Annotated in this window: 22 protein-coding genes; 16 read left to right on the plus strand and 6 right to left on the minus strand. The window is 70.1% G+C overall.

Annotation, left to right across the window (positions count from 1 at the left end; translation table 11 throughout):
• The first annotated feature begins 33 nt into the window (after window positions 1-33).
• From SH922_RS28740 to SH922_RS28750, 3 genes are all read left to right on the plus strand, one after another.
• Window positions 34-1,905, plus strand: coding sequence for a discoidin domain-containing protein (locus SH922_RS28740; protein WP_393060910.1), 1,872 nt, complete (start codon window positions 34-36; stop codon window positions 1,903-1,905).
• 98 nt (window positions 1,906-2,003) lie between these two features.
• Window positions 2,004-5,084, plus strand: coding sequence for a glycoside hydrolase family 3 N-terminal domain-containing protein (locus SH922_RS28745; RefSeq protein ID WP_393060912.1), 3,081 nt, complete (start codon window positions 2,004-2,006; stop codon window positions 5,082-5,084).
• A gap of 73 nt (window positions 5,085-5,157) precedes the next feature.
• Window positions 5,158-6,555 (plus strand): hypothetical protein, encoded by a 1,398-nt coding sequence (locus SH922_RS28750; RefSeq protein ID WP_393060914.1) that lies wholly within the window; start codon window positions 5,158-5,160, stop codon window positions 6,553-6,555.
• A 131-nt stretch (window positions 6,556-6,686) separates the two neighbouring features.
• Here SH922_RS28750 and SH922_RS28755 read toward each other — a convergent pair whose 3' ends face one another.
• On the minus strand, window positions 6,687-7,481 hold the full coding sequence (locus SH922_RS28755) for an ALF repeat-containing protein (RefSeq protein WP_393060916.1): 795 nt from the start codon (window positions 7,479-7,481) through the stop codon (window positions 6,687-6,689).
• A gap of 299 nt (window positions 7,482-7,780) precedes the next feature.
• Here SH922_RS28755 and SH922_RS28760 point away from each other — a divergent pair, with 299 nt between their 5' ends.
• Entirely contained in the window at window positions 7,781-8,377 is a 597-nt protein-coding gene (locus SH922_RS28760; protein WP_393060918.1) for a dihydrofolate reductase family protein, read from the plus strand.
• 51 nt (window positions 8,378-8,428) lie between these two features.
• Here the strand turns inward: SH922_RS28760 and SH922_RS28765 are convergent, their stop codons facing one another.
• Window positions 8,429-10,045 (minus strand): adenosine deaminase, encoded by a 1,617-nt coding sequence (locus SH922_RS28765; RefSeq protein ID WP_393060920.1) that lies wholly within the window; start codon window positions 10,043-10,045, stop codon window positions 8,429-8,431.
• Between the two features lie 175 nt (window positions 10,046-10,220).
• On the opposite strand from SH922_RS28765, the gene SH922_RS28770 reads away from it, so the two are divergent.
• From SH922_RS28770 to SH922_RS28780, 3 genes are read left to right on the plus strand one after another with little or no spacing between them, the layout of a single operon-like run.
• Complete coding sequence (locus SH922_RS28770) at window positions 10,221-10,610, plus strand: GntR family transcriptional regulator (protein WP_306071775.1); 390 nt, start codon at window positions 10,221-10,223, stop codon at window positions 10,608-10,610.
• Window positions 10,607-11,497, plus strand: a complete 891-nt coding sequence (locus tag SH922_RS28775; protein ID WP_393060922.1) for an ABC transporter ATP-binding protein — start codon at window positions 10,607-10,609, stop codon at window positions 11,495-11,497. The genes SH922_RS28770 and SH922_RS28775 overlap by 4 nt, the downstream gene beginning before the upstream one ends.
• The gene (locus SH922_RS28780; protein ID WP_393060924.1) at window positions 11,494-12,519 is read left to right on the plus strand and encodes an ABC transporter permease; all 1,026 of its coding nucleotides are present in this window, start codon (window positions 11,494-11,496) and stop codon (window positions 12,517-12,519) included. The genes SH922_RS28775 and SH922_RS28780 overlap by 4 nt, the downstream gene beginning before the upstream one ends.
• A 28-nt stretch (window positions 12,520-12,547) precedes the next feature.
• Here SH922_RS28780 and SH922_RS28785 read toward each other — a convergent pair whose 3' ends face one another.
• Window positions 12,548-13,405, minus strand: a complete 858-nt coding sequence (locus SH922_RS28785; protein WP_393060926.1) for a class I SAM-dependent methyltransferase — start codon at window positions 13,403-13,405, stop codon at window positions 12,548-12,550.
• A 48-nt stretch (window positions 13,406-13,453) separates the two neighbouring features.
• Here SH922_RS28785 and SH922_RS28790 point away from each other — a divergent pair, with 48 nt between their 5' ends.
• Window positions 13,454-14,119, plus strand: a complete 666-nt coding sequence (locus tag SH922_RS28790) for a class I SAM-dependent methyltransferase (protein WP_393060928.1) — start codon at window positions 13,454-13,456, stop codon at window positions 14,117-14,119.
• A 65-nt stretch (window positions 14,120-14,184) separates the two neighbouring features.
• On the opposite strand, the gene SH922_RS28795 is transcribed toward SH922_RS28790, so the two are convergent.
• Window positions 14,185-15,225 (minus strand): NAD(P)-dependent alcohol dehydrogenase, encoded by a 1,041-nt coding sequence (locus SH922_RS28795; protein ID WP_393060930.1) that lies wholly within the window; start codon window positions 15,223-15,225, stop codon window positions 14,185-14,187.
• Between the two features lie 95 nt (window positions 15,226-15,320).
• Here SH922_RS28795 and SH922_RS28800 point away from each other — a divergent pair, with 95 nt between their 5' ends.
• From SH922_RS28800 to SH922_RS28820, 5 genes are all read left to right on the plus strand, one after another.
• The gene (locus SH922_RS28800) at window positions 15,321-15,929 is read left to right on the plus strand and encodes a TetR family transcriptional regulator (RefSeq protein WP_393060932.1); all 609 of its coding nucleotides are present in this window, start codon (window positions 15,321-15,323) and stop codon (window positions 15,927-15,929) included.
• A 254-nt stretch (window positions 15,930-16,183) separates the two neighbouring features.
• Window positions 16,184-17,062, plus strand: coding sequence for a GH25 family lysozyme (locus tag SH922_RS28805; RefSeq protein ID WP_393060934.1), 879 nt, complete (start codon window positions 16,184-16,186; stop codon window positions 17,060-17,062).
• A gap of 150 nt (window positions 17,063-17,212) precedes the next feature.
• Window positions 17,213-18,349, plus strand: coding sequence for a glycoside hydrolase family 3 N-terminal domain-containing protein (locus tag SH922_RS28810; RefSeq protein WP_393060936.1), 1,137 nt, complete (start codon window positions 17,213-17,215; stop codon window positions 18,347-18,349).
• 126 nt (window positions 18,350-18,475) lie between these two features.
• Window positions 18,476-19,353, plus strand: a protein-coding gene (locus SH922_RS28815) for an IS5 family transposase (RefSeq protein WP_393060938.1) whose coding sequence is annotated in 2 segments (ribosomal slippage) — window positions 18,476-18,532 and window positions 18,535-19,353 — 876 coding nt in all. Because the reading frame shifts where the segments join, the coding sequence is not laid out codon by codon here.
• 121 nt (window positions 19,354-19,474) lie between these two features.
• Window positions 19,475-20,047: an O-methyltransferase gene (locus SH922_RS28820; protein WP_393060940.1), complete on the plus strand. Its 573-nt coding sequence runs from the start codon at window positions 19,475-19,477 to the stop codon at window positions 20,045-20,047.
• 125 nt (window positions 20,048-20,172) lie between these two features.
• Here SH922_RS28820 and SH922_RS28825 read toward each other — a convergent pair whose 3' ends face one another.
• Together SH922_RS28825 and SH922_RS28830 are read right to left on the minus strand one after the other, a co-directional pair.
• The gene (locus tag SH922_RS28825; protein ID WP_393060942.1) at window positions 20,173-20,424 is read right to left on the minus strand and encodes a DUF397 domain-containing protein; all 252 of its coding nucleotides are present in this window, start codon (window positions 20,422-20,424) and stop codon (window positions 20,173-20,175) included.
• Window positions 20,421-21,242, minus strand: a complete 822-nt coding sequence (locus SH922_RS28830) for a Scr1 family TA system antitoxin-like transcriptional regulator (protein ID WP_393060944.1) — start codon at window positions 21,240-21,242, stop codon at window positions 20,421-20,423. Before SH922_RS28830 ends, SH922_RS28825 begins: the two co-directional genes overlap by 4 nt.
• 111 nt (window positions 21,243-21,353) lie before the next feature.
• On the opposite strand from SH922_RS28830, the gene SH922_RS28835 reads away from it, so the two are divergent.
• The 3 genes from SH922_RS28835 to SH922_RS28845 are packed head-to-tail and all read left to right on the plus strand — an operon-like array spanning window position 21,354 to window position 23,503.
• Window positions 21,354-21,818, plus strand: a complete 465-nt coding sequence (locus SH922_RS28835; protein WP_393060946.1) for an ATP-binding protein — start codon at window positions 21,354-21,356, stop codon at window positions 21,816-21,818.
• 15 nt (window positions 21,819-21,833) lie between these two features.
• Window positions 21,834-22,877: an NAD(P)/FAD-dependent oxidoreductase gene (locus SH922_RS28840; protein ID WP_393060948.1), complete on the plus strand. Its 1,044-nt coding sequence runs from the start codon at window positions 21,834-21,836 to the stop codon at window positions 22,875-22,877.
• Window positions 22,874-23,503, plus strand: a complete 630-nt coding sequence (locus tag SH922_RS28845) for an SAM-dependent methyltransferase (protein ID WP_393060950.1) — start codon at window positions 22,874-22,876, stop codon at window positions 23,501-23,503. Before SH922_RS28840 ends, SH922_RS28845 begins: the two co-directional genes overlap by 4 nt.
• Window positions 23,504-23,750: the final 247 nt, after the last annotated feature.

Consider the following 23,750-nt stretch of genomic DNA (forward strand, 5'->3'; position numbering starts at 1 on the left):
GCAGCCCCCATGCATACGAACGGGAGCCCCACCGTGCCCTCTCGTACGACTCTGGCAGCCACCACCGCCGCTCTGATCGCCCTCGCCGCCCCCATGGCCTTCGCCGCCCCGGCCCCCCGGCCGGCGGCGCAGGCCGCGGCGTGGGACACCGACCGGGCGGCCGCCGCCCACGCCGCCGACCCCGGCGCCGTCACCGCGTCCGGCAGCGAGAACGACGCCACCGGACCGGGGGCCGCCGCGGACGGCGACGGCGCCACCCGCTGGTCCAGCAACGCCGCCGACGACGCCTGGATCCGGGTCGACCTCGGCTCCGTCATCCGGATAAGCCAGGTCACCCTGGACTGGGAGGCCGCCTACGGCAAGAAGTACGTCCTGGAGGTGTCGAGGAACGGCACCGACTGGACCACCTTCTACACCGAGGACGACGGGGCCGGCGGCAGCGTCACCGCGCACACCTACCCGCAGGAGGTCACCGGCCGCTACGTCCGGATGCGCGGCATCCAGCGTGCCACCGCCTGGGGCTACTCCCTCTACTCCTTCAAGGTGTACGGAGGGGAGCAGGCACCCGCCTCCACGACCCGTACCAACCTCGCCCTGAACCACCCCGCGTACGGCAACCTCTACCAGCACGCGGGCAATTCACCGGCCTTCGTCACCGACGGCGGCTGGCCGGCCGACCTCAAGGCTGACCAGTCGCGCTGGTCGAGCGACTGGAACGCGGACCGCTGGGTCGGCGTCGACCTCGGAGCCACCTCCACGATCGACACGGTCGACCTGTACTGGGAGGCGGCGTACGCCGTCGACTACCGGATCCAGGTCTCCGACGACAACCGCACCTGGCGCACCGTCCACCAGCCTTCCGCCGCCGAGGTCGCCGCCCGCCGCGCCGACGTGAAGGCGCCGGCCGACGCCGCCGGACGCCACGACACCGTCACCCTGCCCACCCCCGCCACCGGCCGATACGTCCGGATGCTCGGCACCGAACGCCGCTCCTTCTACAACCCCGCGCCCGCCACCGCCCAGTTCGGCTACTCCCTCTACGAGTTCCAGGTCTGGGGCACCGGAGGCAGCGCGGACGCCGCCTACCCGGCCCTGCCCAAGGACCCGGGCGGCGCGTACAGCACCACGTTCTTCGACGACTTCACCGGCTCGGGTCTGGACCGCTCCAAGTGGCGGGTGGTGCGCACCGGTACGGAGATGGGCCCCGTCAACGGCGAATCGCAGGCCTACGTCGACTCGACGGACAACATCCGCACCGAGAACGGCGCCCTCGTCCTGGAGCCGAAGTACTGCAAGGGCTGCACCCCCACGCCCAACGGCACCTTCGACTTCACCTCCGGCCGGGTCGACACCAACACCAAGTTCGACTTCACCTACGGCAAGGTCAGCGCCCGCATGAAGCTGCCGGTCGGCGACGGCTTCTGGCCCGCCTTCTGGATGCTCGGCAGCAATGTCGACGACCCGTCCGTCTCCTGGCCCGGCTCGGGCGAGACGGACATCATGGAGAACATCGGCTACGGCGACTGGACCAGCTCGGCCCTGCACGGTCCGGGCTACTCGGCCGACGGCAACATCGGCAAGCAGCAGACCTACCCGAACGGCGGCCGCGCCGACGAGTGGCACACCTACGCTGTCGAGTGGACACCCGAAGGCATGACGTTCACCGTCGACGACCGGGTCGTCCAGACGACCTCCCGCCAGAAGCTCGAGTCCACCCGCGGCCAGTGGGTCTACGACCACAACCAGTACGTGATCCTCAACCTGGCCCTCGGCGGCGCGTATCCCGCCGGCTGGAACAAGGTCACCACCCCCTACTGGGGCCTTCCGCAGTCCAGCGTCGACCGCATCGCCCAGGGCGGCGTCAAGGCGGAGATCGACTGGGTGCGAGTCGAGCAGAAGAAATAACAGGACCACCACCCCCCGCACCTCCAGGTCCCCCGCAGCGGCACGGCACCCGAACCCTGCCGTGCCGTGTGCGCAGCAACCGTACGAAGGAGCCGCACATGCCACCACGCACCCGTCACCGGGCGAGACCCGCGACAGCCGCACTGGCCGCCGCCACCGTCCTGGCCGGCCTGCTCGCCGGGGCCGTTCCCAGCGCGGCGGCGCCCACCGCGGCCGATGAACCGGCACCCGTCGCCATCGACCGCTTCGAGGGCGAGGTCCCCTTCGCCAACCAGCCCGCCGAGGGCATCTTCACCTGGGGCGGCGACGCCGACGACCCGCCCACCCTCTCCCTCAAGGAGCGTGCGGACGCCCCCGAGGGCGCCAAGGTCCTCGAAGGCACCTTCGACATCAGCGGCTACGGCGGCCTCAGCCACGACTACGCCGCCGACCAGCCCGCCCACGACTGGTCCGCCCACAAGGGCATCCGATTCTGGTGGTACGGCCAGAACACCGCGCCCCTGCCGCCCGGTTCGGGCAAGAAGATCAGCTTCGAGATCAAGGACGGCGGCGCCAACGGCGAGGCCTCCGAGCTCTGGACCACGTCCTTCACCGACGACTGGGAGGGCTGGCACCAGGTCGAGATCCCGTTCGCCGACTTCACCTACCGCGGCGACTACCAGCCCGTCGGCGGCATCGACCAGGTCCTCGGCCTCGACGAGATGTGGGGCTACGCCCTCACCCTGCCGCCCGGCGCCCCCGGCAAGTTCGCCATCGACGGCATGGAGCTGTACGGGAAGGCGGACGCCGCGCTGAAGGCGAGCGTCGTCACCGACGCGGCCGTGCACCCGGTCAAGCAGGGCGCCACCGCCGGCATCGACCTCTCCGTCGCCACCACCGGCTCCCTCCCGCTGGACGAGCCCGTCACCGTCGCGTACGAGACCAAGGGCGGCACCGCGGCCTCCGGCACCGACTACACCCCGGTCAGCGGCACGTACACCTTCCCGGCGGGCACCGCGTCCGGCACCACGCACCGCGTCTCCGTCACCACGAAGAAGATCGCGGGAGCCGCGTCCGCGAAGACGGTCCCGCTCGAACTCACCGTCACCGGCGCCAAGCCGCCGAAGGAGAACCCGCAGGTCGTCATCGACGCCCACGGGCTGCCCTACCAGAACCCGAAGCTGCCGGTGAAGCAGCGGGTCGCCGACCTGCTCGCCCGGATGTCTCCCGCCGAGAAGGCCGGACAGATGACGCAGGCGGAGCGCAACGCGCTCTCCTCGCAGGGCGACATCGCCACGTACGACCTCGGCTCGCTGCTCTCCGGCGGCGGTTCCGTCCCGACGCCCAACACCGCCGCGGCCTGGGCGAAGATGGTCGACGGCTACCAGTTGCGCGCCCAGGCGACCCGCTTCCAGATCCCGCTGATCTACGGCGTGGACGCGGTGCACGGCCACAACAACGTGATCGGCTCGACGATCATGCCGCACAACGTCGGCCTCGGCGCGACCCGCGACCCGAGGACCGTCGAGAAGACCGGCGCCGTCACCGCGAACGAGGTGCGCGCCACCGGCATCCCGTGGGACTTCGCCCCCTGCCTCTGCGTCTCGCGCGACGACCGCTGGGGCCGCGCCTACGAGGCGTACGGGGAGGACCCGGCACTCGTCGAGTCCCTGGAGACCGTGATCCAGGGCATGCAGGGCGCCGCGTCCGGCAAGGACCTGGACCGCAACGACAAGGTGCTGGCCACCGCCAAGCACTACGTCGGCGACGGCGGCACGGAGTACGGCTCCTCGACCACCGGTTCGTACCCCATCGACCAGGGCGTCACCAAGGTCACCCGGCAGGAGCTCGAAGCCGTTCACCTCGCTCCCTTCGACGAGGCTGTCAAGCGCGGGGTCGGCACGGTCATGCCGTCGTACTCCTCGCTCGACATCCTCGGGGACGACGAGGGCCCGGTGAAGATGCATGCCAACGCCGAGATGATCAACGGTGTGCTGAAGGACCGGATGGGCTTCGACGGCTTCGTCATCAGCGACTGGCAGGCGATCGACCAGATCCCCGGCGACTACGCGAGCGACGTCCGCACCTCGATCAACGCCGGACTCGACATGATCATGGTGCCGACGGCATACAAGGACTTCACGAAGACGCTCCAGGACGAGGTCACCGCGGGCCGCATCAACCGGGCCCGGATCGATGACGCGGTCTCCCGCATCCTGACGCAGAAGTTCAAGCTGGGCCTGTTCGAGAAGCCGTACGCCGACACGTCCAACCTCGACAAGGTCGGCTCGCCGGAGCACCGTGCCGTGGCCCGCGAGGCCGCAGCCGAGTCCCAGGTGCTGCTGAAGAACGACGGCGGCGTCCTGCCGCTGAAGTCCACGCAGAAGGTGTACGTCGCCGGCTCCAACGCCGACGACATCGGCAACCAGGCCGGCGGCTGGACCGTCAGCTGGCAGGGCTCGTCCGGCAGCATCACCCCGGGCACCACGATCCTGTCCGCCATGAAGAAGGACGCCGCCTCGGTCACGTACTCCAAGGACGCGTCGGCCGCCACGGACGGTTACGACGTCGGCGTCGTGGTCGTCGGTGAGACCCCGTACGCGGAGGGCATCGGCGACGTCGGCAACGGCCACGACCTGGAGCTGTCCGCCGCCGACAAGGCCGCGGTCGACAAGGTCTGCGCCGCGATGAAGTGCGCCGTCCTGATCGTCTCGGGCCGCCCGCAGCTCATCGGTGACCGGCTCGACGGCATCGACGCCCTGGTGGCCTCCTGGCTGCCGGGCACCGAGGGCGACGGCGTGGCCGACGTGCTCTTCGGCAAGCGCGCCTTCACGGGACAGCTGCCGGTGACCTGGCCGAAGTCCGAGTCGCAGCTGCCTATCAACGTGGGCGACGCGGCGTACGACCCGCAGTTCCCGTACGGCTGGGGCCTCACCACGCTGAAGAAGCCCCCGGCCGGCGGCGAGCTGACGCTCGGCGCACTCGCGCTGGCCGCCCAGGTCGCTGAGAAGACCGGCCTCGGCCGGACGGACGTGGGCCGCACCATCGTCGGCCAGGCCCGGCTGCTGGTCCAGCAGAAGATCAACGGAAAGCTGACGGAAGCGGTCTCCAAGCCGTTCGCGGACGCCGACCACCTGCTGCTCACCGGTGACCTGACCGGTGCGGTGGCGCAGCTGAGGGCGGCGTACCGGGCCGCCTGAGATACGAGTGCGGGCGGGCGGCGAGGTCTGCCGCCCGCCCGCGTTTCTCACCCTTCTGGGTTAGCTTTGAATTATGCGGAACAGGCCGTTCCCCTCCTTTCTGGTCCCGGCGCTCCTGGCGGGACTCCTTCTCCTGCTGTCGGCTGCCGCCCTGCTCCTGGCCCCCGCCGCACCTGCCGCGACCGGCGCCTCCACCGTCGACGAGGTCGCCCAGGCCCTGCGCAAGGGCCCGGTGTACGTCGATCCGGCAGCGGCCGGACAGCTCTCCCGGAGCCAGGCCGACGCCCTGACAAAGAAGATCAAGGACGCCGACAAGCCGGTCTTCGTGGCCGTGCTGCCGCAGAGCTCCGCCTTCCCCGCGGACACCGTGCTCCGCACCCTGCGCACCGACACCGGGATCACCGGCGTCTACGCGATCCGCCTCGGCGACGGCTTCAACGCCGGCGCCGACCCGCAGGTTATGTCGCAGCAGGCGGTCCAGAACCTCACCGCGGCCGTGAAGGCACCCGGCGCGGACACGTCCGCCTCTGCCCAGCTGAACACCTTCGTCGACCGGGCCGTCGAACAGGCCCGGGGCAACGCCCCCAGCTCCTGGGGCGGCGACGCGTCCTCCGGCGGCAGCTCGGCCACCGCGGGCCTGATCGCGGTCGGAGCGGTGGTGGTCCTCGGCGGCGCGGGGGCCTACACGGTCGTGCGCCGCAACCGGAAGCGCAAGGAGGCCGAGGAGCAGGCCGCCCTGGACAAGCTCCGGGTCGTCGTCGACGAGGACATCACCGCGTACGGGGAGACCCTGGACCGGCTCGACTTCCACCCCGCGGAGCCGGGCGCCGACGACACGATGCGCGCCGACTACGAAAGCGCCCTCGACTCCTACGAGAGCGCGAAATCCCGGATGGAACAGGCCCGGCACCCCTCGGACGTGCGCGGGGTGACCCAGGCCCTGGAGGACGGGCGCTACTCGCTCGCCGTCCTGGACGCCCGCCGCACCGGCGGCGAACTCCCCGCCCGCCGGCCGCCCTGCTTCTTCGACCCGCGCCACGGCCCCTCGGTCGCCGACGTCCAGTGGACCCCGTCGGGCGGCACGCCCCGCGAGGTCCCGGTCTGCGGCGCCGACGAGGTACGGCTGCAGAGCGGCGAGGACCCGATGAGCCGCACCGTCGACATGGGCGACGGCAGCAGGCGCCCGTACTGGGAGGCCGGTCCGGCCTACGGCCCCTGGGCGGGCGGATACTTCGGCGGTGGCCTGCTCCCGGGCCTGCTGGTCGGCACCATGCTCGGCTCGATGCTCTCCACCCCGGCGTACGCGGCGGAGTACGGCGGCGGCGACTTCGGCGGCGGTGACTACTCCGGCGGCGACTTCTCCGGCTCCGACTTCGACTCGTCCGGCTTCGGTGGCGACGGGGGAGGCGGCGGGTTCGGTGACGGCGGCGGCTTCGGAGGCGGCGGGGACTTCGGGGGCGGCGGCTTCTGAGTACGCGGGGAAGCGACGCAAGGACGGGCCCGGCCGAGCCCACGCCGATCCGTTGGATCGGCGTGGGCCGCCTTGCGTCGTGGGACCGTCTTCCGGCGTCAGCCCCGGCGGGCCGCTCCCTGCGGCTGGGATCAGCCGTCGATCTCGTACTGGCCGACCGTCCGGAAGTGCCGTAGGGCCTCCGGGCTGCCGTCGTCGAGGACGGCCTGGATCGCGTCGTACATGGCGTCGCTGATGTTCGGGTCCGTGAGCATGTGGACGATGTACACCGAGTCGTCCTCGGCCTGGGCGAGCCGGTACCCGGTCCACCGGAAGTCGCTCAGGGCTTCGGGGGTGTTGGCGTCGAGGGTGTCGTTGGCCTCCCGTATCACCCTTTTGTCGCCGTTCTTCGTGGCTACGAAAAGGATGTGGGCGACAGCGACGGAGTCGTCCTCGGCCTGGGCCTCGGCGTACCCCGTCTCCAGGAAGGTGCGCAGGGCTTCGGGGGTGGCGGCATCAAGGAGGTCGTTGACCTCCTGTATCACCCTCTTGTCGCCGTTCTGGGTGGCGACGCCGAGGATGCGGAAGACAGAGACGGTGTCGTCCTCGGCCTGGGCCGTGCTACAGCCCGTCTCCAGGAAGGCGCGCATGGCGTCCACCGTGCCGCCCAGGACCTCGTTCGCCTCACGCAGGACGCCCTTGCCGGCGTTCTCGTCCGCGAGGACGTCCTGGATCGCGGCCCGGAGTTCGGCCTCCGTCATCTCGTCGACCGGAGTGCCGGCGTCGGACGGGATGGCCGGGCAGGCCGTCGCCGGCGTGGGGGTGACGGGCGTGGTGGACGTGGCGGGGGTGGCCGGCGCGTCAGCGGCGAAGGCCGGTGCGGTGAAGAGGAGGGCGGGCGTCAGAGCGGTCGCGGCGATCAGTAGTGCGGCGCGGGTCGGTCTCATGGGTGTGCCTCCAGGCGTGGTGTGTCCGTCGGCATGAAGGATCCACGTGTCGCATACAGAGATCAACGCCGTTTTGCGGCAAGGAACCGTCAGCAACTGTTGCCGGGCCCGCCCCTGCCGCAGAAGGCCGGTAACGGCGGCCGAGGCCGGTGACGAGGTTGGGTCCGTCCGGCGCCCGGTCGGGCAGTTCCCGCGCAATCACCGCGCAATCACCGCGAAGGTTCGCGATGACTTCCGGGCGGCGTGGCAGTCTCACTTCCCGTACACCTGAACCGCGGTCCATGAGGAGAGAGAGTCACATGCGCATCGTCATCAGCGAGTTCATCAGCCTGGACGGCGTCGTACAGGCGCCGGGCGGTGCCGAGGAGGACACGGACGGCGGCTTCGCCCACGGCGGCTGGTCGCACCCCTTCTTCGACCCGGAGGTGGTGGGCGGCTCGTTCAACGACTCGATGAACGCGGCCGAAGCCCTGCTGTTCGGCCGCCGCACCTGGCAGACGATGGCCGCGGCGTGGCCCGAGCGGGCCGGCGACCCCTTCGCCGACCGGATGAACGCGATCGAGAAGTACGTGGTGACCGACACCCTGGGCGACGACGACCTGACGTGGAACAACACCGAGCGCGTCCCCGGCGAGAAGTTCGCGTCCCGCATCCAGGAGCTGCGTGAGAAGGACGGCGGAGACCTGCTCGTCATGGGCAGCCCCACCCTCGTACGCAGCCTGCTGAGCGAGGGACTCGTCGACGAGCTCCGGCTCGTGATCATGCCGGTTCTGCTCGGCGGCGGTAAGTCGATCTTCCCGGCGGACGGCGGGCTGCGCACGCTGGAACTGGTCTCGCACGTCACCAGCGACGCGGGTGTGCAGGTGTGCACGTACCGGACGGTGGCGCAGGCGTAAGGGGTGCGGGGCCACGGCCCCGCACCCCTTACGCCTCACACGCCGCTTGCGTCAGCGGCGACCGCCGTTGTCGCGCTCGAAGGCGGTGAAGGCCGTCTCCTGACGCCACTGCGTCGCGGCCTTCGGGTTGTCGGCGAGGTAGCGGCCGCAGCGCGCGCTCGGGCGGCCGGCGCCGGGCCGGCTGCCGGTGCAGGCGGGGACCGGGCGGTAGCCCGAGGGGGCGGAACCGGCGGCCCACAGGCTGCGGCCGTCGCGGAAGGCGTACTCCAGCGAGGCGCGGGCCAGGTCCTTCAGCGCCGTGTAGCCGAGGTCGTAGGTCTTGGCGGCGTACTGGTACTCGTGGCTGATGTCGATCCGCGAGACGCCCGGGTCGTCGGTGGACAGGACCACCGGGACGCCGTAGCGGCGGTAGGCGTTGAACGGGTGATCGGCGCCCGCGATGCCGAGGATCTGCTTGTTGCTGGAGAACGGGACCTCGACCGCGACCTGGCGCCGTGCCATGGTCCGGGCGAGCTGCCGCCAGTCGTCCTCGTGGACCAGGTCGACGCCGTGGCCGATGCGTTCGGCGCCGGCGACGAGGACCGCCTCGCGGATGTGGAAGGTCAGGTCCTCGGGCTTGACCAGGCCGGGGGCCAGCTCACCGGCGTGCAGGGTGAGGTGGGCGTCCGGGTACTGGCCGCGCAGGTACTGCAGCATCCGCATCTGGAGGCTGTAGTTGCTCAACGAGCTGTCCCAGTCCTCCGGCTGTACGAGGTTGACCGCGACGAACCTCGGATCGCGCTCCGCCAGCCGCAGACCGACCGCCATCTGCGTGAACACCCGCGCCGGGGAGCTGCCCCGGGAGACCTGGGAGATCCAGCGGACGGGCAGCCGGCAGCCCGGGTCGGGGCGGGCGGTGTCGCAGTGCGCGGTCGCGCGGAACTGCGCGTTCGCGTCGTCGGCCTCCCGGACCGCCTCGTTCACGACCCGGTCGAGCTGCCCGCCGGCCAGGAGCCTGCGGTGGAAGGCGGCCAGGTCGGCGTCGTAACCCACGGTGTCGGCAAGCTTCTTGGCGCTGTCCGACGCGGGAGTGACCATGGTCTCCAGATAGAACTGGTTCTGCTCCACCACGGTGTTGGCCACATTGGCCAGGAGCTTGCCCCGGTCCCACGTCGCCAGGCCGAACTTGCCGAACGTGTCGAAGAAGTGGTCGTGCCCGGACTCATCGGCCGGGAAGTCCTGCATGGACCAGGCCCGGACGATCTGCTGGCGGAAACCGGCGTCCGTCCGAGCGTCGGCGGCGGGCCGCGTGCCGGGACCGCAGGGCGGTGCGATGGCCGTCATCGTCGCGTCGATGCACAGGCCCCGCTCGATCGCGAGCTGGATCAGGTACTCCGTCGAGGCCGCACCCGACAGGTGGTTGTGGAGGTCGCCGCCCTTCGGCAGCGCCTTGAAGAAGGCCTTCAGCCGCTGGGGCCTGCTCCGCAACGAGTCGAGGTACGCGGCGGTCCTGCGCTCGGCCGCGGTCACCTCACGGGGGGAGGTGAACCCGGCGGCCGCCGGCGACGCGTCGTTCGCCGGTGCAGCCTCGGCGGGGATCGCCGGGAGCAGGGTCAGTACGGCGAGCGAGCCGAGCCCGGCCAGGAACGGGTACTTGGGACGGCGTGCCGTCCGGATGGTTGAGATCACCGCCGAATGATCGCGTCTGGTTCAGAAGGATATCGCCTGAATCGCGGCTGGGGTCGGACACGTCCACTCGATCGAGTGGGGGACCGCCTGGCCTTCGCCTGCCCTTCGACGGCCCTTGACGTGACGTACAGCCAGAGTCCTATAGTGCTAGGACCCTAGATGAATAGAGGCGACGGTGATCGAGTTTCACCTCGATGCCCGGTCCGGCGTCGCGCCGTACCTGCAACTGGTTCACCAGGTCCGACAGGCCATGCGCCTGGGGCTGTTGTTCGAGGGTGATCGCCTGCCCACGGTCAAGGACGTCGCGGCGAAGGTGGCGATCAACCCGAACACCGTGCTCAAGGCGTACCGGGAGCTCGAGTACGAGGGGCTGGTGACCAAGAAGCCCGGCGTCGGCACCTTCGTTTCGAGCACCCTCAGCGACGCCTCGCTATCCGAACACGAGCCCCTGCGGCAGGAGTTGCGCGGGTGGCTGACGCGGGCCCGGGCCGCCGGTCTGGACGAGGAAAGCATCGAGGCCCTGTTCCTGAGCACGTTCCGTACGGCCACCGAAGAGGAGCAATGACCGCCATTCTCGAAGCCATCGGCCTGGGCAAGCGATACGGCCGCCGCCAGGCACTCGCCGACTGCACGCTCAACGTGCCCGCCGGCCGGGTGGTCGGCCTGGTCGGACCCAACGGGGCAGGGAAGTCAACGCTCCTGCAACTCGCCTGTGGGCTGATCACCCCGACCTCGGGCACCATCGAAGTCGTCGGCGGACGCCCCGCCGCCGACGCGGCCCAGCTGGCCAAGGTCGGCTTCGTCGCCCAGGACACCCCCACGTACACCGGGCTGTCCATCGCCGACCATCTGCACCTGGGCGCCCGCCTCAACCCCACCTGGGACAAGGGCCTGGCGGAGGGCAGGATCCGGGACCTCGGCCTCGACCCCGCCCAGCGGGTCGGCAGGCTCTCCGGCGGTCAGCGGGCCCAGGTCGCGCTGACGCTCGCCGTCGCCAAGCGCCCCGAACTGCTGATCCTGGACGAACCCGTCGCCGCCCTCGACCCGCTGGCCCGCCGTGAGTTCCTCCAGGGGCTCATGGAGCATGTCGCGGAGCACGGCACCACCGTCATCCTCTCCTCGCACCTGGTCTCCGACCTGGAGCGGGTCTGCGACCATCTGATCTCCCTGGTCGCCTCCCGGGTCCAGCTTGCCGGAGACGTCGACGACCTGATCTCCACCCACTTCCGGCTGACCACGACCCGCCGTGACGCGGAGAGCCTCCCGGAGGAGATGCGGGTGCTCCAGGCCACCCACACCGAACGCCAGAGCACCTTCCTGGTGCGAGCCGACACCGCCCTCCACGACCCCGCCTGGGTCCTGGAACCCCTCGATCTGGAGGACCTGGTCCTCACCTACATGGCCGAAGGCAGAAGCGCCGCCGCCACGAAGACCCCGGAGGCACAGCGATGATCTGGCTGACCTGGCGCCAGTACCGCGTCCAGACCCTCGTGGCCCTCGCGGCACTGGCCGCTGTCGGGGTCGCCCTCGTGATCACGGGGACGCAGATGCGGACCTCGTACGACGGCGACGTGGCCGGCTGCTCCACCACCTGCGAAGCGGCCAAGAACGCGTTCGTCCACGAATACGAGACCCTGGCCGCCCTCGTCACGGGACTGCTCGTCGTCGTGCCGGGCGTCATAGGGATCTTCTGGGGTGCGCCCCTCATCGCCCGCGAGCTGGAGACGGGCACACACCGGCTGATCTGGAACCAGAGCATCAGCCGCAGCCACTGGCTCGCCGTGAAGCTCACGGCCGTCGGCCTGTCGTCCGTCGCCGTCACCGGTCTGCTCAGCCTCATGGTGACCTGGTGGGCCCGCCCGCTCGACGAGATCACCAGCAACCGCTTCGATCCGCTGCTGTTCGACGGCCGGGGCGTCGCACCACTCGGCTACGCCGCCTTCGCCTTCACCGTCGGAGTCTGTGCGGGCCTGCTGATCCGCCGGACGGTCCCCGCGATGGCCGTCACCCTCGGCCTCTTCGCCGCGGTCCAGATCGTCATGCCGTACGCGATCCGGCCGCTGCTCATGGAGCCGGTGCGGGCGGAGGTGGCACTGGCCGGCCTCGGCATGGCGGCGCAGGAGGGAAGGCCGGCGGAGGGTGCCGCATGGAGCGCCACCGACATCATGCTGTCGGGCGACGGGGAGAACGCCCAGGTGAAGGTCGGCCTGTCCAGGCCCGGGGCCTGGGTCCTGTCCGGCCTCGGACCCGTACTGAACGCCGACGGCGAGGAGATGCGCGGGAGCGCGGGCTGTGCCGCGCGGGAGACCGACCCGATGCGCTGCTTCGCGAAGTCGGACTTCCACGTGGCCGTGGAGTACCAGCCGGGGGACCGCTACTGGACCTTCCAGTGGATCGAGACGGGGATCTTCGTCGCGCTCGCGGGCGTCCTTGCCGGGTTCAGCGCCTGGTGGCTGCGCCGGCGTCTGGACTGAGCAGACACCTGACGGGCCTCCGGGCTCGTCAGGTGGTCGCCACCAACAGGTCCTCCCCGCTCGACGGCCGCAGCCCGTCCGCCCGACCGGCGAAGTAGCGTTCGCCGAGCGAGGACCCCGACACATGACGGACGTCGGCGAATCCCGAGGCGCGCCCCAACTCCAGCATCTCTTGCGGACGGTAGAAACTGATGAACGGCGTCCCGGACGCCTGCGCCTGCGGTTTGGTGGCCTCCATCGCGGGGCGGTCGGCGGCATCGAGGAGTTCGGTCGGCAGCATGAACGTCATGGCGAGCGTCGATCCGGGTGCCAGCCCCGCCAGCCGCCGCAGGGTCGCCGCCGTGGCTTCCTTGGTGAGGTACATGGTGACTCCGGTGCAGACGACGAGCGCCGGGCGTCCGGGATCGAATCCGGCGTCGGTCAGCCGCTCCCACCAGTCCTCGCTCGCCTCGAAGTCGACCGGTACGAGGCGAAGCCGGTCCGGGACGCCGTACCCGGTCTCGTTCAGCCGTCGCGCCTTCCACGCGATGGTGGCCGGCTGGTCGATCTCGAACACCCGCAGACGGGAGGCGATTTCCGGCCTCCGCTGGGCGAAGGTGTCCAGCCCGGCTCCCAGGACGACGTACTGGGTGATCCCGTGACCGGCCTGATCCACGACCAGGTCTTCGATGAAACGGGCGCGGGCCACGATGGCAGCCCGGAAGGTGCTGGTGCCCTGCGGGTGCATGTCCGGGCGCTGTCGCCACCCCTGGTCGGGGTCCGCCAGTCGCAGCCCGACCTCGTCCTCGATGACATGGGGCGGAGCGTCCACCTGCACATGCAGCGCCCGCCACAGAGCCACCCGTACCGCGGAGCTGTCCGGAACCTCGCTCTGTCCATCCGTCATGGCGAAACCACTCCCTCGGGTCGGATGCCACCTCACTAGATTGTGACCATGTCAGATGCGCCCTCCTCCGCGCCGGAGCCCGGCAGCGCCGCCGACGTCGTTCGTACGTGGGACGCGCGCGCCGACCACTATCTCCGGATGTTCCGCCACGAGTGGGACGGAAAGCCCTTCGACCTGGATGTCCTGAACGCGTTCGCCGGGCGAGTCGCCGAGGGCGGCAGGGTGTACGACGTCGGCTGCGGGCCCTGCGGCCATGTGACGGAGATGCTGGCCGCCCGCGGTCTCGACGTTCTGGGAATCGACCTCTCACCGCGCTGCGTCACCCTCGCGCGGCAGGAGAAGCCGACGTGCCAGTTCGCGGTCGTGGACCAGCGGGACATCGCGGGGGAGCGGCTGGACGGGCTGGTCTCGTACTACTCGCTCCACGACCAGCCGAAGGGACAGCTGGCCGAGGCCCTCGCCTCGTGGGCCGCGGCGCTCCGCCCCGGCGGGCAGCTGCTGATCGTGGCGAAGGAGGGGACCGGCGACGGGGTGGTCGACGATCCGCTCGGCAGTGATCTGCGCGTGTACTGGGCGGAGTTCACGGAGTACGAGCTCCGCACGGCTGCCGGGGACGCGGCCTTCCGCGTCGACGACTGCACGGTCCGCGAGGCGTACGACGACGAGATCCCGACCCGCCGCATCTACCTCTCGGCGACGCGCCACCGGGGCTGACGAACGGCCCCGATCTCGCCCCGCCACCAAGGGTCCTTGCGAACATGTCCGGCAGCCCCGTCTCTTCAGTCCAGATCGGACATGTCGAGCACGAAGCGGTAGCGGACGTCGTTTCGCCGGAGGCGGTCGAGTGCCGTGTCCACCTGTGACGACGGGAGTACTTCGATGTCGGCGGCGATGCCGTGGTCGGCGCAGAACCGAAGCATCTCGGCTGTCGCCGGGCGTCCTCCGCTGCCCGCGGAGCTGAGCTTCTTTCGGCCGACGAGCAGGTCCATGGCCTCGACGGTGACGGGTCCCAGGTACCCGAGGAGGCTGAGGGTGCCGTCCATCGCCACCAGCTTCAGATACGGGGCGAGTTCGTGAGGGGCGGAGACGGTGTCGATGACGACGTCGAAGGTGTCGCGTGCCGTGGCCATCTGCTGGGTGTCGGTGGAGGCGATGAGGTCGTGAGCGCCGAGCTTGCGTGCGTCGTCGCGCTTGTCCTGGGTGCGGCTGATGACGGTCGTGGTGGCGCCGAGTGCCACGGCCATCTTGACCGCGAGATGGCCCAGGCCGCCGAGGCCGGCCACGGCGACGCGACTGCCGGGGCCGACGCCGAGGGAGCGCAGGGGTTCCCAGACGGTGACGCCGGCGCACATCAGCGGGGCGGCCGCGGCCGGGTCGAGGCCGGAGGGGAGCGGGTAGGCGAAGGCGTCGCGCACGACGTACTCGCGGGAGTAGCCGCCCAGGGTGGCCGACCCGTCCTGCCGGTCGGTGCCGCCGTAGGTCAGAGTCGGGAAGGAGTGGCAGAAATTCTCCTGTCCGGCTTCGCACATGGCACACACGCCGCAGGAGTCGACGATGTTGCCCACCGCGACGCGGTCGCCGACCGAGAAAGTGGTCACCTCCCGTCCGGTCCCGGTCACCACGCCGGTGAATTCGTGACCGGGCACCAGGGGTGCTTTCGCCTGCTCGTCGTAGGCGCGCAGGGCGTGCAGGTCGGTGTGGCACACGCCGCAGTAGTCGACCCGCACCGCGATGTCATCCGGGCGCAGGTCGCGGCGCTCCAGCGACGTGCGCCGCAGACCTGTCGGGCCGGTCGCCTGCCATCCGGTGGTCGTTCGCATGAGTGGCTCCTTTAGACAGACTGTTCGGTCTGTCCGAGCTTAAGGGTGACCGGACCTCAAAGTAAACAAACTGTTCTGTTTGCTAGGATGTGGGCATGCCGGAACAGCCCCAGACCTCGCGAGGCGCCGCGACCTACCAGCGCATCCTGGACGCCGCCACCGAAGAGTTCGCCCAGCACGGCGTCGCCGGGGCGCGCATCGAACGTGTCGTGACGGCAGCGCGCACCAACAAGGCGCAGCTCTACGCCTATTTCGGCGACAAGGAGCGGCTCTTCGACGCGATCTTCCTCAGCTCGCTGGAGCGCATCACCAACGTCGTGCCCATCGACGCCGACGATCTCGCGGAGTGGGCTGTTCGTCTCTACGACGAATACCTGCGCCGCCCCGACCTCATCCGGCTGGCGACCTGGACACGGCTGGAACGCCGCCCTGTGGGGCATCTCGTCGAGACGCACCAGCACTACGACGACCGCAAACTTGCGGCCATTGCCGAGGCTCAGGCCGCAGGGCGGGTTCGCTCAGGTGACCCGTTCGACATCATGGCCATGGTCATCGCCATGTCCATGGCCTGGTCTCCGGTCAGCAACGTATATGCGGCCAGCAGCCAAGAGCCCGATGACGTCCATGACCGGCGACGCGCTCTGCTCCGCGACTGCGTCCGAAGCGCCACCGCGGCCGGCAGGGGCGACTCCTCTCCCGTGTGATGCGCGGGGGTGCAGCCCTGTGCGGGTGCCCGGCGTCGCAGCCGCGTGCACGGGGATGCCCGGCAGGCCGGACAACTTCTTTCAGTGCCGGTCGTTTGTACAGCTCACCAGGGCGAGGGTAGGTCTAGACCACTAACGAGAGGCGAAAACTATTTACCCCGCGGGCGCTCCTGTGGCTCACTATGACGTGTTCCCGACAACTAGACGCGCGTAGACCGTCGTGGAATCACATCCCCCCACAGCAGGAGGCCGCCATGTTCCCCCGAATTGCTTCCCTCAGGTCCACCAAGAAGAGAATCACCGTGGCCGGTGTCGTCGGCACGAGCGCCGCGCTGCTGCTGAGCCTGATGTCCGGCGCCGCGTCGGCGGCGCCCGTGCCGGAGAACCCGGTGCCCTACGGTCAGGGGTACATGGGCGTCGGCTACGTCCAGGACAGCAGGGACTTCAAGCCGGACACCAGTCAACTGCACCTCGGCGCCCGGGCGGACGCCAACCTCAAGGCGAACCCCGAGGGCATCGACGTCTCCAGCTGGCAGGGGGGCATCAACTGGAGCTCGGTCCGCGGCGCGGGCATCGAGTTCGCCTGGATGAAGGCGACCGAGGGCCTGTCGTACAAGGACCCGACGTTCAGTGCCAACTACCTGAACGCCTACAACGCGGGCGTGATCCGGGGCGCGTACCACTACGCGCGGCCCGACGTCTCCGGTGGCGCGGCCCAGGCGGACTTCTTCGCGAGCAACGGCGGCGCATGGTCCCGCGACAACCTCACGCTCCCCGGCGTGCTGGACATCGAGGGCACCTGCTACGGATATTCCCAGGCCGGCATGCGGCAGTGGGTCCTCGACTTCTACAACACGTACAAGGCCCGCACGGGCCGTGACGTCGTGATCTACACCAGCCCGAGCTGGTGGAACACCTGCACCGGCGGCTGGAGCGGCATGTCCGCCCTCAGCCCGCTGTGGGTCGCGAACTGGACCACCGGCACCCCCAGTATCCCGGCGGGCTTCCCGTACTACACGGTCTGGCAGTACAGCTCCACCGGCTCGGTGAGCGGTGTCTCCGGCAACGTCGACCGCGACCGCTTCAGCGGTGACCGCTCCCGCCTGCTGGCTCTGGCCAACAACACCCCGTGACGGCCGACGCCGGAACACGTTGTCCCGTCCCGGGCGTGGCCTCTGCGTGAGGGGTACGGGGGCCGGAGCGGCCGTACCCGGTCGCTCCGGCCCCTGCATTCCCTCCCGAGGGGCTGCCCGGTTCCACGACAGTTCGCGAAGGAGCAAGTCATGCGCTCGACACCACCCCTCAGCCGGCGCGGCGCCCTGATCGCCGGAACTGCGGCCCTGGCCGGCGGGCTGGGGCTGACGGCCGGCTCGGAAGCGGCCGTACGGATGCCCGAGAGCTCACGTACCCAGGTCGCCGCGCTGTCCCCCCAGCAGCGCGCCGGGCAGTGCGTCATCCACTCCTACCCCGGCCTCACGCCCCCCGCCTCCCTGATGAACGCCATCAAGGAAGGCCGCACGGCCGGTGTGATCTTCTTCGGGGAGAACATCGAGAACCTGAGCCAGATCGAGAGCGTCATCCAGTCGATGAACGCGGCGCACGCCTCGGCCCCCGTGAAAGCCCCGCTGCTCCTGATGACCGACCAGGAAGGCGGCATGATCCGCCGTCTGCCCGGTGAGCCCGTCATGTCCGCCAAGGACGTCGGCGCCTCCACCGACCCGCACCAGTGGGCCGACTTCACCGGCAGCGGCGCGGGGATGAACCTTGCCGGCATCGGCATGAACGTCAACCTCGCGCCGGTCCTCGACGTCTACCGCCAGAACGGCGACTTCACCGACCAGTACGAGCGCTCGTACAGCAAGTCCGCGGCCGCCGTGGCCAGTTGCGGTTCGACCTTCATCACCGCCCAGCAGGACGTCGGCGTCGCCGCCACCGCCAAGCACTTCCCCGGCCTCGGCCCCGCGACCGCGAGCCAGAACACCGACATCCGCCCCGTCACCATCACCACGTCCGCGGCCACCCTTCGCAGCGTGGACGAGGTGCCGTACCGGGACGCGATCGCCGCCGGTACCAAGCTCGTCATGCTGTCCTGGGCCATCTACACCGCCCTGGACTCCACACGCCCAGCCGGTCTGTCCCCGACCGTCGTCGGTGAACTGCGCGACCGGCTCGGCTACACCGGCGTCACGATCACCGACGCCCTGGAGGCCGGTGCTCTCCAGTCCTTCGGCAGTACGTCGCAGCGCGCCGTCACGGCCGCCTCCGCGGGCATGGACCTGTTGCTCTGCTCGTCGCGCAGCGTCTCCCAGGGGGACGAGGCGGTGACCGCCCTGAGCGACGCACTGGCGTCCGGCGGGCTCGACGGTCAGGCCTTCGACGCCGCCGCCGCGCGCGTCGCCGCTCTTCGCGCCGGGCTGTGACGAGCGGGCGCTCCCCGTTGTGGATAGGCGGGCCCCTGTGCCCATCTGCATCCCGCCGCCGACCGGGCACGAGCTCGCTAGGCCGTGTATCGAAAGTAGATCTTGAACGATGGATGATCTCGGTTCATGGGGCGGGGAGATCTCACGGATGAGCAGTGGGCGGCGCTTGAGCTGGTACTGCCGAAGGGTGCGAGGGCGGGGGGCGGCCGCTCGTCTGGCCTCGGCGGCGGCTGATCGACGGCATACGGTTCCGGGTCCGGACCGGTGTTCCGTGGCGGGACGTGCCCGTCGAGTACGGGCCGTGGGGCCGGGTCTACGACTTGTTCCGACGGTGGCAGCGGAACGGCACCTGGCACCGGGTTCTCACCCGGCTCCAGTCCCTGGCCGACGCGAGGGGCGCGATTGTGTGGGATCTGAGCGTCGACTCCACAGTGTGCCGCGCTCATCAGCATGCGGCCGGGGCTCGCAAGCAGGGGGACCTGCAGAAGGAACCACCAGGTGGCCTCTTCGCCGAGCCCGGTGATCACGGGCTGGGACGTTCGCGCGGTGGGTTCACCACCAAGGTGCACCTGGCCGTCGAGCAAGGGCAGAAGCCCATGTCGATCGTGGTCACGGCTGGGCAGCGCGGGGACTCGCCGCAGTTCCAGGTCGTCCTGGGCCGCATCCGCGTGCCTCGGCCCGGCCCGGGACGGCCGCGCAGTCGACCCGGCAAGGTGCGCGCGGACAAGGCGTATGGCTCCCGTGCGAACCGCGCCTACCCACGCAGACGCGGTATCCGCTGCACCATTCCGGAGAAGAAGGACCAGATCGCCAACCGCAAGAAGCGCGGCTCCCACGGAGGCCGGCCACCGACGTTCGACAAGGACGACTACCGCGCGCGCCACGTGGTGGAGTGCGGGATCAATCGCCTCAAGCGCCATCGCGCGGTGGCCACGAGATACGACAAGCTCTCCGTCCGCTACGAGGCCACGGTGCTGATCGCGGCCATCAACGAGTGGCTGTGATCAGGGGTTTTCGCGGAGACTAGTGCTCTGACCGGGAAGGTTCGCCGGGTCTAGGCAGGCGGAACTCCGTACGGACGCTTCTGCTGGCGGATAGCGTCATGTCCAGGATGAAGGGGGATTCGTGATCATGGCAGAGCGTGCGGTTCCGTCTCGCGTGGTGGCCGCGGAGCGTGTCGCCTCCGAGGCGGGTTTCAAGAAGAGCTGCATCCCTGAAGTGGGCAGGTTGCTCAGGCTGGCCGCTGCTGCGAAACCCCACGGAGTCATCGCGGAGAGCGGCACCGGCTCGGGGGTGGGTACCGCCTGGCTGCACAGCGGGCTTGGCGCCGGTGCCCGCCTGGTCACCGTGGAACGGGACGAGGAGCTCGCGCGTCGAGCGGCTGGTGTCTTCGCGGACGACGACCGCGTCAGCGTCCTCACTGGGGACTGGCGGCTGCTTGAGCAGCACGCCCCCTTCGATGTCTTCTTCTGCGACGGCGGAGGCAAGCGTGACGACCCCGAGCAGGTCCTCGAGCTGCTGGCTCCCGGTGGCCTTCTCATCCTGGACGACTTCACTCCATCGCCCCATTGGCCGCCTCGTTTCGGCGGCGAAGTGGATGAGCTCCGCCTGTTCTACCTCACTCATCCGGCCCTGGACGCCACTGAAGTACACACAACGCCCGCCAGTTCAGCAGTGGTTGCGGCACGCCGCCTCTAGTGCTCTGACCGGGAAGGTTCGCCGGGTTGGTGGTGGCGGCGGTTGGATGTGCGGTGACGTCCGTCCGATTGGCGCCACCTCGCGCCCCTGACGGTTCCCTTGGTCGTCCGGTTCCCGCCGCGCTGCTAGACCGTCGCGTCGAGGAACGCGGACCACACGTGCGGGGGGACGGTGAGGACGGGACCGTCGGTGACCTTGGAGTCCCGGATGTGCACGGCGGCGGGGTGGGCGGAAACCTCTACGCAGTCGCCGCCCTGGTCGCTGCTGTGGCTGGACTTGCGCCAGTCGTAGGCGACTTCGAGGCAGTCGCCGCCCTCGCTGCCGCTGTAGCTGGACTTGAACCAGCTGAGCCCTGTGCCGTGTCCTGCGCGGGTCATGTCTCTCCAAGCAGCTCGGTCAGTAGGCGCACGCTCTCCTCGGGCGAGAGCGCCTGCGATCGGAGCATCCCATATTTCTGCTGAAGGACGCTGACCTCGTCGAGGTCGTCTACAAGGAAGCTCACGCGCTGGCCCTCGATGTAGGCCAGTTGATCGTGATGGGGTGTCTCCAGCAGCACCATCGGACCATCCAGCGCAGCGTGGTTCTCGCGCCCTGTCTCCATGATCTGGAGGCCGAGAAAGGGGAGCTCGGCGCACAGCAACAGGTGTCGGATCTGCTCGCGTAACACCTGGGGTCCGCCGAGTGGCCGCCGCAGGATGACCTCCTCAAGCAGGAAGTTCATCATCGGCCTCGGCTTGCGTTCCAGGAGGTTTCGCCGGTCCAGACGGGTAGCGACCCGCTCGTCTACCTCCTCCGGTTCGAGGGGTGGGTAGAGCGAGCTGAACACTGCTCGCGCGTAGCCCTCGGTCTGAAGCAGCCCCGGCACCACCTGATTCTGGTACGAGAGCAGCGTCACCGCCTCCTGCTCGTACTCCACGAAGTCCTGTACGAACGCCGGGAACCGCTCCTTCTGCGGCACCTTCGCCACCGCGACCTCCAACACCCCCTTCGTGTGCAGCAGTTCATCCAGCTGGCGTGCGAAGTCCGCCTGCAGGGGTCGCCGCCCCTGCTCGATCGACGCGATCGTGTCCTCGCCCACGCAGCACCGCTCCGCGAGCTCCGCCTGCGTCATCCCGGCCGCCTTGCGGAAGGTGGCGAGCTGGGCGCCGATCACGTGCCACGACGTGACGCGCTTGTTCCTCTTTGCCGACTGCATGGAGTGCCTCTCCCCGTAACGGCCACCGGATGACCCGTCAGGGGCCGTACAGCCACGATGTACGACCTGACGCACTGATCAACCGTAGTGACGGTGTGTGACCTTCGTCTCATGAACGAGACAACTCAACTGCCTTGCTTCCGTGAAGCGTTCTACCGGCGCGAACGCAGGTCGGTCCCGCTCGTACGGAGGTTCGTGCGCGAGGCGCTGGTCGACTGGGCGTGCGGGGTGGATGTCGACGACGTACTGCTCTGCGTGAGCGAGCTCGCCACCAACGCGCTCGTGCATGGGGTGCCGCCGGGGCGCGGGTTCCGTATCCACCTCTACTGGGAGCGGGGTGGAGGCGGCAGGCTCCGGGTCGAGCTGCACGACAGCGGTGACGGCCTGGTCCCGACCGCCCATCACTCCGAGCCCTGCCCCGACGCCGAAGGCGGGCGCGGGCTGCTGCTGGTCTCGGTGCTCGCCGACGCGTGGGGGGTGGGGGAGCGGAGCCCCGGCAAGGTCGTCTGGTGCGAGTTTGCCGCTTCGGCAAGGAACTTTGCCGAATCAGGGCCCGGTGCGCACCATCTTCCGTAGATGGAGGTGTTTCGCATGAGCGACATGACGCAGATGTACGACGTGGTGGTGATCGGCGGCGGGGCCGCCGGCCTGAGTGGGGCGCTGGCCCTGGGGCGGGCCCGGCGTTCCGTGCTGGTGATCGACGCGGGCAGCCCGCGCAACGCACCCGCGGCCCACGTGCACAACTACCTGGGCCGGGAGGGCACCCCGCCCTCGGAGCTGACGGCCATCGGCCGCAAGGAGGCGGCCCAGTACGGGGCCGAGTTCGTCGAGGGCGAGGTCACGGCGGCGGAGAAGCTGCCGGGCGGGGCCGGGTTCCGCGTCGTGCGGGGGGACGGGATCGCTGTCACAGCGCGTCGCCTCCTCGTCACCACCGGGCTCGTCGACGAGCTGCCGTCCATCCCCGGCCTGGCCGAGCGCTGGGGGCAGGACGTGCTGCACTGCCCGTACTGCCACGGCTGGGAGGTCCGGGACGCGGCGATCGGCATCGTGGCGCTGACGCCGATGGCCGTTCACCAGGCGCTGCTCTGGCGGCAGTGGAGCGCCGACGTCACCCTCTTCCTCCACGACGGGCCCGAGCCGAGCGACGAGGAGTACGAGCAGCTGGCGGCACGCGGCATCGCCGTGGTGGACGGGGAGGTGGCCGGTCTTGAGGTGAGCGACGACCGCCTGACCGGGGTGCGGCTGGCCGGCGGCCGGGTCGTTCCGCGCGAGGCCGTCGTGGTCCAGCCGCGGTTCACGGCACGCTCCGGGGTGCTCGACGGCCTCGGTCTGCACGCCACGCCGCTGGAGACGGGCGGCCACACCCTCGGTACGCACATCGCGGCCGACCCGGCCGGGGCGACGGAGGTGCCCGGGGTGTGGGTGGCCGGTAACGTCGCCAGCCTGATGGAGCAGGTCATCGGCTCCGCCGCGGCGGGGCTGAAGGCGGGCTCCGCCATCAACGCCGACCTCGTCGCCGAGGACACCCGCCGCGCGGTCGAGGCCCGCCGCGCACCCTTCTCGGCGGAGGCCGAGCGCCAGGTCTGCGAGAAGACCCTCGGAAACCGCCGGCACGGACTGCAGGAGACACGATGACGACCGACAGCACCGCCTCAGACGCCGAACTCTGGGACGAGCGCTACCGCGAGAGCCACCGGATCTGGAGCGGGAACCCCAACACCGCGCTCGTCCGTGAGGTGGAGGGCCTGACGCCCGGGCGCGCCCTGGACCTCGGGTGCGGCGAGGGGGCCGACGCGGTGTGGCTCGCCCGCTGGGGCTGGCAGGTCACCGCCACCGACATCTCGCGCGTCGCCCTGGACCGGGCCGCCGAGCATGCGGCCGAGGCGGGGGTCGCCGACCGTATCGACTGGCAGTTCCACGACCTCGGGGTCTCCTTCCCCGAGGGGGAGTTCGACCTGGTCTCCGCGCAGTTCCTGCACTCCATGGGCAACCTGCCGCGCGAGCAGATCCTGCGCCGGGCCGCAGCGGCGGTCGCCCCCGGCGGCGTGCTTCTGATCGTCGGCCATGCCGGCTTCCCGTCCTGGGAGCACGACCACGCGGACGTGGAGCTCCCCACCACGGACGAGGTGCTCGCCTCCCTCGAACTCCCCGACGGACAGTGGGACGTGCTGGTCAGCGCGGAGCACGAGCGCGTGCAGAACGACCCGGAGGGAAATCCCACCATCCGTACCGACAACGCGCTGAAGGTCCGCCGGCGCTGACGGCGGTCCGTAGGGATCGGTCCATAGGGATCGGTCCGTGGAGGTGTCCGTCTGCCAGGAGCCTGGTTCGCTTGCGAGGCATATGCGCAGGAAGGCGTCGACGCGGGTGAACGCGGGCACCCGCGTCAGCGGTGGTGAGGCGCAACACGCATGCGAGCAGGAATCGGGAACCCCACTTCCGGAACCGAGCCCCGGGGCTTGCGACGCCGTAGCCGCCCTCCCCGGAGATGCTGTTGCCCGTCGAGGC

Origin of the sequence: Streptomyces sp. LN549 (assembly GCF_043203805.1) — a bacterium.
Lineage (GTDB): Bacteria > Actinomycetota > Actinomycetes > Streptomycetales > Streptomycetaceae > Streptomyces.